This window comes from Plantibacter flavus, assembly GCF_051487245.1.
Classification (GTDB): Bacteria; Actinomycetota; Actinomycetes; order Actinomycetales; family Microbacteriaceae; genus Plantibacter; species Plantibacter flavus_B.
The window spans coordinates 447,955-461,466 of the sequence record NZ_JAHVDH010000004.1 but is presented as its reverse complement, the minus strand read 5'-3'; the positions used below and the strand labels follow the sequence as shown (position 1 = coordinate 461,466).

Genomic DNA, 13,512 nt, shown 5'->3' with positions numbered 1-13,512 from the left:
GGCCCAACCCCTACCCTGGAGGGGTGGAGACCAAGCGCACGACGCTCTTCGGACCGGCCAGCGGCCTGTCCGATGACAAGCGCGGGCGCATCGCACGCTTCGTCGACGGCTGGTTCTTCATCTTCGGAACCGTCGCAGCGCTCTTCCTCGCCTACGTGCTGTTCACCGAGGCGTTCGCGCGCGGATGGGCGCAGGCCTGGTTCATCCTCGTCATCTACCTGGTGATCGCCTACCTGGTACTCCCCCGGGTCCACACGGTCCTCTCCCGCGTCTACCTGCCCGACTACTTCATCGGTCGCACACGCACCCGCGAGGGCATCCTGGGCGACCCCGTCAACATCGGCCTCCGTGGACAGGAGGAGCAGATCCACACCGCGATGCGAGCGGCCGGCTGGACGCTCGCCGATGACCTCGGATTCCGCGCCAACCTCAGAATCGTGACGTCGACCCTGACCCGCCGGAGCTACGCCGAGGCCCCGGTCTCGTCCCTCTACCTGTTCGGCCGACCCCAGGCGTTCTGCTACCAGCAGGAGGTCGACGGCAGCCCGGGCAAACGGCACCACGTGCGGTTCTGGCCGACCCCCGAGGGCTGGCTCCTGCCGGGCGGTTACGGCGTGGACTGGCTCGCAGCGGGCACCTATGACCGCGCCGTCGGCATCAGTGTGTTCACGCTGCAGGTCACCCATCGCATCGCCGACGACATCGACGACGAGCGCGACCACATCGTGTCCACCATCGAGCAGGCCGACATCGGCGCGACGACGAGCACGATCGAGAACTTCTCCACGGGCTACCACTCGCGCAACGGCGGGGGCGACGCGATCGTCACCGACGGCGACCTCCCGATCGTCGACCTCTCGGCGGTCGCGATCCCCTCAGACCCCTCCGAACCGAGCGCCGTGGCCGTACCCGTGCGGTCCCTCATCGAGGCAGGCGGACCACGCCCCTTCGACACCTCCATCGGCGTCCTGCTCATGGTGCTCGCATCCGCCTCGTCAGTCATGGGCGCAGTCCTCACCCTCGCGATGTGGCCGGACGTCACCACGGAAGCGCTCGCCTCCGCCACGACGCAGGACGATTACGTCGTCATCCCCTGGGTGATCGGATCGATCGTCGGCCTGTCGCTGCTCGTCACACTGCTGTACCTGGTCCTCGCGCTCCGGGTCTACCACGGCGGCAACCTCGCCCGCATCCTCGCGATGCTGCTGAGCTCGACCTCGATCCTTACGCTCACCCTGACGTTCCTCGCCGGCGCAGGCGGCCTCACCCTGCAGACCAACCTGATCGGATTCGCCATCGACTGCTCCATCCTGCTCGCCCTGTCCAGCCCGGAGGCCCGGAACTGGGCCAGAGGACGGCAACGCCGCGCCCGCCGGACCGAAGCATGAACGATCAGGCATATACCGGCGCGTCGGCGTTCGACACCGGTCCGGGAGACGACGGCTTCGATGCCTCGGACCCCGTCCGCAAACCGGCGACCTCACTGAAGCGAGCGCTCCTGCTCGGCGCTGCGATCATCACGATCGTCCTCGGACTGACCGTCCACTGGTCGGTCGCCGCAGCGTGGGCGAACCCCGTCACCAACGCGCTGTACACCGTTCTCGTGGCGCTCCTCATCGCGTTCGCTGCGCCCCGGCTCGCGCTCTGGAAGGTCGCCGTCGGGGCGTTCGCGTTCTCCGCGGTGATCGAGTTCTTCCAGGCGACGGGTGTGCCGGCGGCCCTCGCCGTCCAGTGGGCACCGGCAGCGCTCGTGCTCGGCACGACGTTCGTCCCGACCGACTTCATCTCCTACGCGCTCGGGGCCGCAGCGTTCCTGATGGTCTCCCTGGCGGTCTCTCTGATGATCCGCTGGATCAGGAGCGACGTGCTGGACCGACGGGAGCGCGAGCGTCGACGAGCGCGCCGGGATCCCGACGCGGTCTGAGCGGCCGCTCGCTCAGGATTCGCCGTACTGGACCCGCTCCAAGTCGAAGACTGCCTCAGCGAGGGCCGAGCGTGCCGCTTCGAAGGCCACATCGTCGGCGTCACCGACCACCCGCGCGTGCTCCAGGTGCCAGGTGGCGCTGCGCAGGAGTTCGACGGTCGTCGGCGGCGGCGAGGGAGCCCTGGTCGATCCGTTCACCTCGGTTCGCCCGGCCTCGGTCTTCGCGGCACCACCCTCCACGAACTCGATGGCATCGGATCGCGACTGCGTCTCGGCAGAATATTCCGTGGGGTTCATATGTCCTTCTGAGTGGTCAGTGGCGGCGCCGGGGAGCGGCGTTTCGCGGGGGAGGCGGGTGGGGGAGAAGCCGAGGGCCGCGGCATCGATGGATCCCACGGCAGGGGACTGACCGACAGTTGCGCCCGGCCCGGCTACCGCAGGCACGGCCACTCGCTGCTCCGGCCGAGCCAGAGCGAGCAGCGTCGGAACCCGACCCTGCTCATCGGGGGAGTCTGTCGCCCCGAGGACCTGGAACCGCTCCAGGCCGGATGCGGCCCAGATCGCGGCGGTCCAGGCACAGACGGCGGCATCGATGAGGTCCTCTCGGTGCTTGTGAGCAGACTCCTTGGTCGGGGAGGGCGTGTCGAGGAGCGCGGCCGTCTCCGGATGGGTCGAGAGGTCGAGCGGCGGGTCGACCGTGCTCAGTCGGGCCAGCCGACCGATCAGGTCGTCGCACACGGCAGCCCGGTTCGCGCGGCGCTCCGCCACCGGCAGCGTGGTGTCGAGCTTCTTGTAGCGCGGGCGGGCATCGGTGTACCCGAGCTCGACCGCTCCCACGAGCGTGGTGTGCGGGTAGCACTCGAAGAAGATGACGGCGTCGTCGGATGGCACGCTCAGTCCGTCGAAGTACTCGAGTCCTGCCGCCTCCAGTCTCAGGCGCAGCGCCACCCCGCCGAGCGCCGGAAGTCCCAGGTTCGACGGGTAGGCGGAGACCTGCCAGCGGCCGTACCGTTGACCCACCTCACGCTCACACAGACGCATCCCGGCGGCATTCGGCACGACGAGCGGTGCATCCACGGCGATGACGTCACCAGGGGCCGCGTAGGCGATGACCCATTCGGCGACCTCGTCGACACCCACCGCCCAGCCGGCGTCGATCACGACCCCGGCGTCGTCGATGCAGACCACACCGGACTCGTTCGCCGCCCGCGAGCCGTTGCCCTCGCCCCAGGCCAGGTCGACACCGAGGAAGCGGGTCACGGGCGATCCTTCCGTCGTCGCGGCGATGCACCGCGTCCCGAGCCTACTGGCCCGACACGGACGTCTCCTCCGATCCAGCGGCGCGGCCGGATCGGAGGAGACGTCGTGCAGTCGCCCGAGCGGATCAGCTGACGGGGCCCTCGATGAGTGTCACCTGGGCGCTCTGCGACGCACCCGCGGCGGTCGTCCACGTGATCGAGACCGTCTGGCCGGGCTGGAGGGTCGCCATCGTCGCGGTCAGCGTCTGGGCTGAATCGATCGCGACACCGTTGAGGCTCGTGATGACGTCCCCTGCCGCCAGACCGATCGTCGCGGCCGGGGTGTTCTCGATGACGGATCCGACGACAGCCCCGGCGACGGTCTGCGTCGCACCGTTCCCTGCGGAGGCGAGACCGATGCCGATGAAGGCCGGGTATCCGATCGAGACCGTCTCGGTCTCGACACCGGTGCGGATCTGGTCGACGATCGACAGCGCGTGGTCGATCGGGATCGCGAAGCCGTCGATCTCCGTGCCGCCGGAGGACGCTGCGGTGTCGATGCCGACGACCTCGCCCTCAGCGTCGTACAGCGGCCCACCGGAGTCACCAGACTGGATGTCGGCGTCGGTCTGGATGAGCCCGGTGAGCTGCTTACCGGCGCCGGTCGTCTCGTCCTGCACCGTGATGTCCTGGTCGAGCGCGGTCACCGAGCCCTCAGCGGCGCTCGGCGTGCCACCGGTGCCTCCGGCGTTCCCGACTCCGGTGACGGCGTCACCCACCGCGACCCCGTCGTCGTCGACGCTGACCGTGTCGAGGCCGGACGCCCCGTCGAGCTGCAGCAGGGTCACGTCGTTCGTGGCGTCTGTACCGATCACGCGGGCTGTGTACTCCTGGCCGGTGCTCACCACGGTCACGACGATGCTCGTCGCTCCGGCGACCACGTGGTTGTTGGTGAGGATCTGGCCGTCGGAGGTGAGCACCATGCCGGTGCCAGCGGCCGCTGCGCCCTGGTACGCGAGCTCGGTCTGGATGTCGACCACACCGACCGATTCAGCTGCGGTCGCAGCGCGTGTGTCGGCGACGGCGGCGTCCGGAGTGGTCTGCTGAGGCGCGGTCTGCTGACCCGGGCCGGAGAAGCTCTGCCCGCCCTGGTCCGGCACGACCTCGGTCGTCTGCGACGAGGCCGCGACGCTCTGGAACGCCCCGGCGGCGAGCGACGCCAGACCGAGCCCACCCGAGACGAGCCCGATCACGGTCGCGGCCGTCGCGGCGGCGATGATCCACCCGATCGGCTGTTTCTTCGGCGCGGCCCCAGCCGGGTAGGGCGGTTGCGGGATGGTCTGTGCGCCGGGCGGCAGCTGCCCGTACTGCCACTGCTGCCCCTGCTGGTGCTGGCCGAATGCAGCGCTCACGTACGGCTGCTGACCTGAGGGAGCGCCGACGTACGGGTTCTGGGCTCCGGGCTGCGGCTGCCCGTACCGCACATCGGTGAGGTGAGCCTGCGGTCGGCCGTCGTAGCGGGCGTGCGGCGCGGTCGCGTAGCCGTACGGCGTCGTCGGCTGCTCCGGCGCCCGCCGCACGACCGCACCGCCGGGATATCCCGCGGACGGCCTGACGTCGGCTTCGCTGCTCGGCTGGTAGCTGCCGGTGGGTTGCTGGTACCCGTCACCGGTCGTCGACGCGACGTCGGGCGTCGCGTCGGGACGTGACGCTTCCGGTTCGGGCTGGTTGGGGTCGGGCTGCTGGTTCATCTGGATTCCTCTCGGCGGCGAGTGCTGAGATCATCTGACTCCCGCAATCCGAGTGATTCGTCCGGTTCGACCATGAACCGCCTATGAGCTTCCCGACCGTTTGCCGGATAAAGAATCCGTGATCGCCCAGGAAGCGCGGCGTTCGTTCACTCGCCGTCGACCAGGCGGATGAACGCGCTGAGTTCGGCGACTCCCTCGGGTGTCGTGGGGAGGTACTCGGTCAGCGCGGGGGAGTGCACGAGGAAGGCGGCCCACTGCGCGCGTGAGATCCCCACGTTCAAACGGTTCTTCATGAGGAGGAAGGACATCCCTCGGGGCACCTCGGCCGGCGAGGACGCGGCGAGCGACACGATCGCGATGACGGCCTCCTGTCCCTGGAACTTGTCGACCGTGCCCACCCGGACGTCGGCGAGCCCGGCGGCGTCGAGGGCTTCCCGCGCCTCGGCGACATGCGCGTTGTACGGGCAGACGACGATGACGTCGGCCTCGGAGAGGGGGTCGGAGACGCGACCGGCGTCCGGGTTCGTCCATCGCAGACCGAGGGTCTGACGCACGATCTGGACGACGCGCTCGGCCTCCTCGGGGGAGTTCGTCGCGTTGCCGGTGTGCTGCACCTCCACGACGTGGAGACCGGCCGGGAGGTCTTCGAGCGCACGGCGCTCGGTCGCCGATGCTGATCGGAGTTCGCCGCCGTATGACAGTCGGGACACGGGAGTGGTCACCGCGGCGTCCATGCGCCACGTCTCGTGCAGGAAGTACCCGAGCTCCTCCGGCAGCACGTCGCGTCCATCGGCCACGAACCCCAGGGCGGAGGTGTCGATCGGCTCGGGGTGCGTGCCCTGACTCACCTGCGGCAGCTGCTGAGGATCGCCGAGCAGGAGGAGGTTCCGGGCGGCGACGGAAGCGGCGATCGTGTAGGCGAGCGAGAACTGTCCGGCCTCGTCGACCACGAGCAGGTCGAGCGATCGACGGTCGAAGCGGTTCGGGTTGCTGAAATCCCACGCCGTCCCGCCGACCACCAGTCCACCGGGCTGCTCGGCGAGGAAGGCACCGTGACCGTTCGCCGGAAGGATCGTGTACGGGCGTTCGGCGTCTGGATCGGAGCCCGAACGCAGTGTCTTCGCGACGAGGGCGGGGGAGAGGCCCGCCCTCACGATCCGCTCCAGCAGGTTCTCGACCACGTCGTGCGACTGCGCCACGACACCGATCCGCCAGCCGTGCTGTTGCACGAGGGTCGCGATGACGTGGGACGCGACGTACGTCTTCCCCGTGCCGGGAGGCCCCTGCACGGCGAGGGCGGAGTCGTCGAGGTCGAGGAGTGCGGCCGTGACGTCGGTGATCGTCTCGGCGTCGGTTCCGTGGGGCAGCGGCGCGCCGGATCGTGTGCGCGGCGGGCGACGGCGGAGGATGTCGACGACACCGTCACGCGGCCAGCCCGGCGCTGCATCGATGATCGCCTGGCCCCACTCCGCGATGGCATCCACCTGGGTGCCGGGGCGGGGTGGCGGCGATGGCGTGAGCGCACTCGGCAGTTCGTCGTAGGGGTCGCGGTCGGCCTTCAACGTCTCCTGGATGAGCACCGAGCCGTCTTCACCGACCTCGAGGATCGAGATCTGCCCGGCGGGTCGTGAGCCTGGCTCGGCGCGGGGGAGCGAGAACGGACCGGGGTACTCGTAGACGGCGAACGGGTCTCCGCCGACCTTGACGCTGCTTCCCGGTGCCCATCGCCCGAACAGGCGCACGTGTCGTCGGTCGCTGCGCTGACGGCCCTCGCGGAACCAGTCCCGCTCGACCTCGCCGTCGGTCACCGTGAAGACGTTGCGCGTGTCCTCCCACTCGTCGGCTGCGGCGACGAGGCGTGAGAAGTGCTCCTGCCAGAACGACTTGTGCTCTCGGCGGTGGTAGTCGATCGCCGCGGCGGCGAGCGCGTAGGCGGTGGCGTCGTCGGAACGGTCCGGGTCGAGCGGATCGCCGGCGAGCGCACTCAGGGCGTCGTGGAGCGGCGTCGGTTCGTCGATGAGTGGCTCGGGTGCGTCGTTCACGAAGGTGCCGGGCAGCACACCCCGCTCCTCACCGAGCGCGAGCAGCCAGTTCCGAAGCCGTCTGGTGGACTCGCAGTCGTAGCGGTTGTAGTCAGCGATCTCCGCCAGCTTGTGCTCGCCCTCGGCGACGAGCTCCGGGACGCCGCTGCGGAACAGTTCGCGGGCCTCCGCGTACTCCGTGATCGAGGCCGCTGCGTTCGTGACGTCGCTCTCGCGGTGTTCCTCGCCCATGTAGAGCGGCTCGAGCTTCTTGATCGAGTACGAGCGCGACCCCACTCGAACGGTCTTGCGCACGAAGGGGTAGAGGTCGAAGAGCACGGCATCGCGCAGGAGGTCGTCGATCGTGTCCTCACCCACGCCGTGCCTCGCCGCGAGCGACAGGAGGTGCGTGCGTTCGTAGGCCGCGTAGTGGTACACATGCATGCTGGGGAACTCCGCGCGCCGTGCGGTGAGGTACGCCAGGAAGTCGACGAGGGCGAGGCGCTCCTCGTGGAAATCGTGGGCCCACCAGGCACGGAATCGGCCATCGGCGTCGACCAGCCCGAAGAGGTAGTCGATGCCCCAGCGGGTGCGATCGCCGCGGCGTGCATCACCGGGTTCCCCCTCGGTGTAGAGCGGATCGCCTTCGAAGTCGAAGAAGATGTCGCCCGGGTTCGGCTGCGGCAGCAGACCGAGCGCCTGGGCGTCGTGCACGTGGAACGGCGGCACACCGGCGGCTGCAGCGGGTTCGAGCTGCAGCTGCGCCTGCTCCCGCAGCGCCGCGAGTGTCGCTTCGGAGATGCCGTCGACCGTCCCGGAGCCGGCGGTCGGGTGCCCGTGGTGAGGACGCCCGCCGCTCGACCCCGTGAGGGTGACGGCGGCGAGGTCGTCGATGGTGGAGATGCCGGCGGCGAGCAGGCGATCACGCTGGGTCAGCCTGAGCCCGGCGACGAGGAGGACATCGCGGGAGGCCGTGATCTCAGCGTCGCAGTGCGCACACCGTCCGCAGACGCTGTAGCGCTGGTCGCCCCAGCGGACGGGTGCGTCATCGTCGTCTTCGAGACGCTCGGCGACGATTTGCAGCAGACGGGCTCGGCGACGCCGATAGACCGGGAGGATGTCGGCGACCGCGTGGGTGCTGACGACACCGTCTCCGAGGATGAGGTCGACGTGGTCGTCGACCGGGACGCCGGCGACGGCGAGCTGCTCGACGTAGGCTGCGAGCTGCAGGAGTGCGGTGACCTTCGGGGACCGCGCGAGCTTGGTGTCCTGGACGCGGTACCTGCCGTCCGGGCGCTTGACGATGAAGTCGGCGAACCCGATGAACGAGCCGTCGAAGAAGGCGCCCTGGAAGACGACCGGCGCACCGGACCGGAACGCCTCCAGGGTCGCTGCGACCGCGTCGGCGAGCGCCGCGGCGTCCCGGACGTCTGGGCGGTCGAGCTCGACGACCCCGGCGCCGAACTCGGCTCGGTAGGACTCGAGCACTCGCAGCTCATGCTGATCTCCGAGCTTCGACGTGCGCAGGAGCATCTCGTCCTCCGGCTCGACGAGTTTCTCGATGCGCCCCAGCTTCGCGTCGATGCCGCGCAGGAAGGCGAACTCGCAGTACGAGGCGTTGGAGAGGTCGCTCGCGCTCGTGATGGCGGAACCGTCGAGGAGGAACATCGGTGCAGTGGGGCCTTTCCAGACGGCGGCGGGCGGGCGGGTCGGCACGCGGCCCGACCGCAGTCAGTCTGGCATGCACCACCGACCCGAACCGAGGCTGTGGGAACGCTGACGGCGGGATCGCACGGCGGGGTGGTTGTGGAGGACGGTCGACGCCGTGGACGCGGATCCGTCCTCTAGCCTGGAGGCGACGGCCGCTCGACGTGCGCCGCGGATCAGAAGGCGGTTCGGTATGGCTCGCGTGGTTCGTGTGGTGGCCGGCGTCGCCACCGACGGCGAGGCGGTCCTGGCCTGTCGTCGCTCGCCTGAACGTTCCTCGGGTGGCAAATGGGAGTTCCCGGGCGGGAAGATCGAGGCCGACGAGACGCCCGAGGTCGCGCTCCGTCGCGAACTGCGCGAGGAACTCGACGCCGAGACCTCCGTCGGAGCGCTCCTCGACCGGTCGGTCGTCGCGGTCGGCGGGCTGACGATCGACCTCGCCTGCTACGCGGTGTCCTTCGAGCGCGGCACGCCGACACGCAGCACGGACCACGACGAGCTGCGCTGGGTGCACCGCTCCGAGCTCACCGGGCTCGATTGGGCGGAGCCGGACCTCCCGATGGTCCGGCTGCTCACGGCTGGCTGACCTTCGCCGAACCCGAACCGGCGGATCGCAGCGGGATGCGCGCGAGCGTGCGTCCACTCAGCACGAGATCGTCGTTCGTCGACGTGACGGCGAGTTCCGTGACCGTCCATTCGAACAGGGTGACGTTCTGCCAGCGCTCGAGGAACGCCGCGAGCGCTGCCGTCTCGGAGGCGTCGAGCTCATCGCGGAAGTGGTGCAGGCCGACGCCGATCAGTGGCGCCGTGCGCCCGCCGACGGCTTGCTGGATGGGGGCGAACGCGTCGGAGCACGCCGGCAGATAGCAGCGCCCCCGGTTGAACCCGCCGATGACGGGGCCGGCGAGTTTCGCCCGGAACGGTTCGAACGAACCGACCGTGTCGCGCAGGACGTCGAGGAAGGAGCCCGTCGCCTCCACCGCGGCGAGCGTCGTGGAGGCGGTGCGCCCGGCGGAGTTCGATGCCCCGTGCGAGCTTCGTGGCGAACGGGGCGGAAGCGAGGTCGGCCTCGTAGCTGAGGAAGATCGGGTCGACGAACAGCCGTTCGACCGGGACGGGGACGACGATCGAGACGCGCGGCTCGGCATAGCGACCGGCGAGGTAGACCCCGTCGGGGCTCGAGGCCAGAGCGAGGGGGTGGTCGGCGTCGATCAGCGGCAACTGCGCGTACCGATACCGCTCGTCGAAGGTGAGCGCGTCTCCGGGCTCGAACGTCGAGCGGACGCCGTCCCAGGCGCCGATCGGCTCGGCGATGCGCACGGTGGGGTCGGCGCGCTCCTCGGTCCGTCTCAGGTCGACGGGAGCCGCACGGCTCGTCGGCACCCGACCGAGCCCGAGTCTCATGACCCGCTGCGGCGCACCGATCGACGTTCCGGCTGCGCCGGCGGGAGAAGGCATGGGGCGAGGCTAACCGAACAGTGGTGGTGCAGCATTGGGGACACCCCGAATCTGGTCGATTGCCCGACTTTTCCGATCAGGCGGGGATGAGGCCCTCAGCGGCTGCGGCCGGCTTTCCAGTATCCGCAGAACATGACGTGGTCCTTCGAAGCCCCGCCCCGCACCCAGAGCCGCCGGGTCCCCGACGCCAGGGACTGCTCGCCGACCACCCAGCCGTAGAACGGATCCTCCGGGACCCCGTGCGCCTCGGCCGCGGCGAACGCCGCGCGACCCGGGACGTCGTGGGCGTCCGTCCGCACGATCCAGCGCACCTCGACACCTGCGGGCGCGATGAGGTCCTGTGCGTCCTCCTCCGACGGCAGCTCGACGATCGCGGTGCCCACAGCATCCTTCGGCAACGACGCGAGGATGCCGGCGACGGCGGGCAGGCCCGTCTCGTCTGCGACCAGGAGTACTCGGCTCGTGTCGGCAGGAGGGTTGAACATCCTCCCCTCGTCCAGCAGGGCGACGGCGTCTCCCGGCCGGCATTCCTGCGCCCAGCTCGCAGCAGGACCGGCGGTGCCGTCCGCCGCGGAGCCGTGGATGACGAAGTCGACGTCGAGCTCCGGCCCGTCCGGTCCTTCGGCGCGGAAGTCACGGACGGTGTAGTTGCGGAGCACGGGGCGAACGGCCTTCGCGATCGCGAGGTACTTCGCGTACGCGATCATGTCGAGCTTGTTCGGGAGCCGCTCGAGTCCGCCCTCCGACACGGGGATGAAGAAGCGGAACCACTGGTCGAAGCCGAGGAACACGAATTCTGCGATGTCGCCGCCACCGAGCGTGACGCGGGCGAAGTTCGGTGAGATCTGCGCGCGGCGGAGCACCCGGAGGGTGAGCAGTTTCGCGACATCGGGCTTGATACGTGTCGTCTCGGCGCTCGTCCGTGCCACTCCGGCTCCTTCGTTCGGCGACCCGACTGATCGCGACTGAGGTAACCCTAACTCAGGTAACCCTCACTCGTTGGTTCCTGCCAGCGCGGTGCGCCGGTCCGAGCGCGGGGCACTGGCGCGAGCGCGGGCCTCCGGAGGGGCGCGCTCGCGCCACAGGGGTGCGCTGAGTCGAGCGCACCGCGCTGGCAGAAGACCCGATCAGACTACGGATGTGGCTTTTCTGGCGCGCGCGTCGAGGAGCGCGAAGACGAGGGCGACGACCACGAAACCGATGGTGACGAGGGTGCTGTTGCGATACGCGTCGTGATACACGGCCAGAGAGGCTCCCGAGGAGCCACCGTCGTTCTCCGAGTAGACCGTGGCGTAGAAGGTCGCCGTCGCCGCAGCGAGGCCGACGGCCGTGCCGATGCGCTGACCCAGCTGCCCGATCGACCCGGCGACCCCACCCGACGACACCGGGATGTCCGCAAGCATGAGGGTCTGGTTCGGCGAGATCACCGCGCCGCCGCCGATGCCCGCGAGCAGCATGGCCGCACCCATCGCGTACGGCGTGATCTCCGGGGGAGTGACGAAGGCGAGTACCGAGTTCAGGCTGAAGCCCGCCACCACGAGGATGAGCCCGCCGACCACGAGCGGGCGGCCCAGACGGTCGACGACGCGACCACTCAGCCAGGAGCTCACCGCCGACGCGAGGGCGAAGGGGATCGTGATCATGCCGGCGAACACCGGTTCCAGGCCGAGGCCCTGTTGCACGAAGAGCGTCAGGGTGAGGAACGTCGCCGGCATCGCGGCGAAGTAGCTGGTCGAGATGAGCACGCCGTTGCGATAGCTGCCGAGCGTGAACAGCGAGAAGTCGACCACCGGTGTCTGGCCCGAACGCTGATACCGGCCCTCCCACCAGGCGAACAGGCCGGCGAACACGGCGAAGCCGACGAGCAACCACCAGCGTGCCGGGTTGTCGTCCGGGGAGCCCGTCGTGAGGACGAACGGGAGCATCAACGACAGCACCGCGAGGCCGAGGAGGAGGATGCCGACCGGATCGAGTGACCCGCTGCCAGCGTCGTGGGCCTGCTGCTTCGGGAGCAGTCGAGCGGCGATGGGCAGGAGGATGATGGCGAGCGGCACGTTCATCCAGAACAGCAGCGTCCAGCCGCTGTCCGGCCCACCGATGGCGATGAGCAGACCCCCGAGAGTCGGCCCGAACGCCGTCGACAGGCCGATGATCGCACCGAACAGTCCGAAGGCGCGACCGCGTTCCTTGCCGACGAACAGCTGCTGGATGAGTCCGATCACCTGCGGCATGAGCAGACCCGCCGCGACCCCCTGCAGGATGCGACCACCGATCAGCACGACGATGCTGGGCGCGATCGCACAGATGAGACTCGCGGCTCCGAAGACGCTCAAGCCGATCATGAACATGCGACGACGCGAGTGCAGGTCGCCGTAGCGACCGGCGGGGACGAGGATGAGGCCGAACGCTAGGGCGTATCCGGCGACGATCAGCTGCAGGTCCGTCGGGCCGGCGTCGAGGGCCTTCTCGATCGACGGGAGACCCACGTTCACCTTCGAGAGGTCGAGGATCGTGAGGGCTGCGACCGAGACGCAGATGGCGAACGCGCGCCACTTCGTCCGATCGTCGTGGGCGGTTCGCTCGTCAGTCATCGTTGTCAGCCTATGCCCGTCGGAGCCGCCGATCCCCGCTTGCGGTGCGCGAATTCACCGTTCTGCAACCGTTCCGGTACCTCAGAACAGCCTCAGACGATGACGAGACGTCGCCCACGGGACTACGCTCAGAAGATGCACATGGACGCCCCTCGCGGGCTGCAGGACCCGGACGAACTGGCCGAACGACACCGCATGCTGGCCGAGTCGCCGGCGAACGCGCCTCTGCGCGACTGGGCGGACGCGATGATCACGCGCCGCGGACGACGACAGGCGGACCTCGTGCTCCCACTCGTCGACCCGGCCGACGCGGCTGTCAACGCGAAGACACTGATCCTCCTCGACGCACCGGGCACCCTCGCTCCGGACAGCCTCGAGGCCCCCGGATCCGGCTTCGCCTCGGTGGACAACGACGACCCGATCGCCGAGAGCCTGTGGCACCTCCGCAACGACATCGACTTCACCGACGTCATGGTGTGGAACATCGTCCCGTGGTACCTCAGCGCCGGCCGGAAGAAGCCGAACGCCCCGGAGGTAGCCCAGGGAGCGATGGAGCTGCGCACCCTGCTGCCGCTGCTCAAGAACCTCCGGGTCGTCGTCCTGTGCGGCCCGCACGCCCAGGACGGTTGGTGGAAGCACGTCGAGCCGCTCCTCGGCAACACCTACAGCGCCTTCAACGCCCCGCACCCGTCGCCGCTGTCGCTGAAGCAGCCCGGGCGCCGCGAGGAGATCGAGAAGGTCTTCGCCCGCGCCAAGCAGGTCGCCGGCTAGCACCGGATCCCGTCAACGCAACCCCCTCGCCCCGCTCGGCGAGGGGGTTGC

The 13,512-nt window shown here is 69.5% G+C and carries 10 protein-coding genes; 4 read left to right on the top strand and 6 right to left on the bottom strand.

The genetic code is table 11. The features are described 5' to 3' along the window. Positions 1-23: 23 nt before the first annotated feature. Together KXS11_RS12415 and KXS11_RS12410 are read left to right on the top strand one after the other, a co-directional pair. A complete protein-coding gene (locus KXS11_RS12415) occupies positions 24-1,388 on the top strand; it encodes an LssY C-terminal domain-containing protein (RefSeq protein WP_437385899.1) in 1,365 nt (454 codons plus the stop codon). Further along, positions 1,385-1,924, top strand: coding sequence for a DUF2809 domain-containing protein (locus KXS11_RS12410; protein WP_437385898.1), 540 nt, complete (start codon positions 1,385-1,387; stop codon positions 1,922-1,924). The genes KXS11_RS12415 and KXS11_RS12410 overlap by 4 nt, the downstream gene beginning before the upstream one ends. Positions 1,925-1,936: 12 nt before the next feature. Here the strand turns inward: KXS11_RS12410 and KXS11_RS12405 are convergent, their stop codons facing one another. The 3 genes from KXS11_RS12405 to KXS11_RS12395 all read right to left on the bottom strand — a co-directional run bounded on the left by KXS11_RS12405 (position 1,937) and on the right by KXS11_RS12395 (position 8,602). Continuing rightward, entirely contained in the window at positions 1,937-3,184 is a 1,248-nt protein-coding gene (locus KXS11_RS12405; RefSeq protein ID WP_437385897.1) for a DUF429 domain-containing protein, read from the bottom strand. 124 nt (positions 3,185-3,308) lie between these two features. Further along, a complete protein-coding gene (locus KXS11_RS12400) occupies positions 3,309-4,913 on the bottom strand; it encodes a trypsin-like peptidase domain-containing protein (protein ID WP_437385896.1) in 1,605 nt (534 codons plus the stop codon). 146 nt (positions 4,914-5,059) lie between these two features. Beyond that, on the bottom strand, positions 5,060-8,602 hold the full coding sequence (locus tag KXS11_RS12395; RefSeq protein WP_437385895.1) for a TM0106 family RecB-like putative nuclease: 3,543 nt from the start codon (positions 8,600-8,602) through the stop codon (positions 5,060-5,062). Positions 8,603-8,834: 232 nt separating this feature from the next. Between KXS11_RS12395 and KXS11_RS12390 the strand changes: the two genes are divergently transcribed. Beyond that, entirely contained in the window at positions 8,835-9,227 is a 393-nt protein-coding gene (locus KXS11_RS12390) for a (deoxy)nucleoside triphosphate pyrophosphohydrolase (RefSeq protein ID WP_437385894.1), read from the top strand. Here KXS11_RS12390 and KXS11_RS12385 read toward each other — a convergent pair. From KXS11_RS12385 to KXS11_RS12375, 3 genes are all read right to left on the bottom strand, one after another. Continuing rightward, positions 9,214-9,621: a hypothetical protein gene (locus KXS11_RS12385; RefSeq protein ID WP_437385893.1), complete on the bottom strand. Its 408-nt coding sequence runs from the start codon at positions 9,619-9,621 to the stop codon at positions 9,214-9,216. The genes KXS11_RS12390 and KXS11_RS12385 overlap by 14 nt on opposite strands. 573 nt (positions 9,622-10,194) lie before the next feature. Continuing rightward, positions 10,195-11,028, bottom strand: a complete 834-nt coding sequence (locus tag KXS11_RS12380; protein WP_437385892.1) for a siderophore-interacting protein — start codon at positions 11,026-11,028, stop codon at positions 10,195-10,197. 198 nt (positions 11,029-11,226) lie between these two features. Further along, positions 11,227-12,690, bottom strand: a complete 1,464-nt coding sequence (locus tag KXS11_RS12375) for an MFS transporter (RefSeq protein ID WP_437385891.1) — start codon at positions 12,688-12,690, stop codon at positions 11,227-11,229. A 99-nt stretch (positions 12,691-12,789) separates the two neighbouring features. Here KXS11_RS12375 and KXS11_RS12370 point away from each other — a divergent pair, with 99 nt between their 5' ends. Further along, positions 12,790-13,461 (top strand): uracil-DNA glycosylase, encoded by a 672-nt coding sequence (locus KXS11_RS12370; RefSeq protein WP_437385890.1) that lies wholly within the window; start codon positions 12,790-12,792, stop codon positions 13,459-13,461. Positions 13,462-13,512: the final 51 nt, after the last annotated feature.

What these genes read in the sequence shown, in the direction of transcription:
- KXS11_RS12410 (WP_437385898.1), top strand. Translation starts at nt 1,385, where the DNA reads ATGAACGATCAGGCATATACCGGCGCGTCGGCGTTCGACACCGGTCCG.
- KXS11_RS12400 (WP_437385896.1), bottom strand. Translation starts at nt 4,913, where the DNA reads ATGAACCAGCAGCCCGACCCCAACCAGCCCGAACCGGAAGCGTCACGT.
- KXS11_RS12395 (WP_437385895.1), bottom strand. Translation starts at nt 8,602, where the DNA reads ATGTTCCTCCTCGACGGTTCCGCCATCACGAGCGCGAGCGACCTCTCC.
- KXS11_RS12390 (WP_437385894.1), top strand. Translation starts at nt 8,835, where the DNA reads ATGGCTCGCGTGGTTCGTGTGGTGGCCGGCGTCGCCACCGACGGCGAG.
- KXS11_RS12375 (WP_437385891.1), bottom strand. Translation starts at nt 12,690, where the DNA reads ATGACTGACGAGCGAACCGCCCACGACGATCGGACGAAGTGGCGCGCG.
- KXS11_RS12370 (WP_437385890.1), top strand. Translation starts at nt 12,790, where the DNA reads ATGACGAGACGTCGCCCACGGGACTACGCTCAGAAGATGCACATGGAC.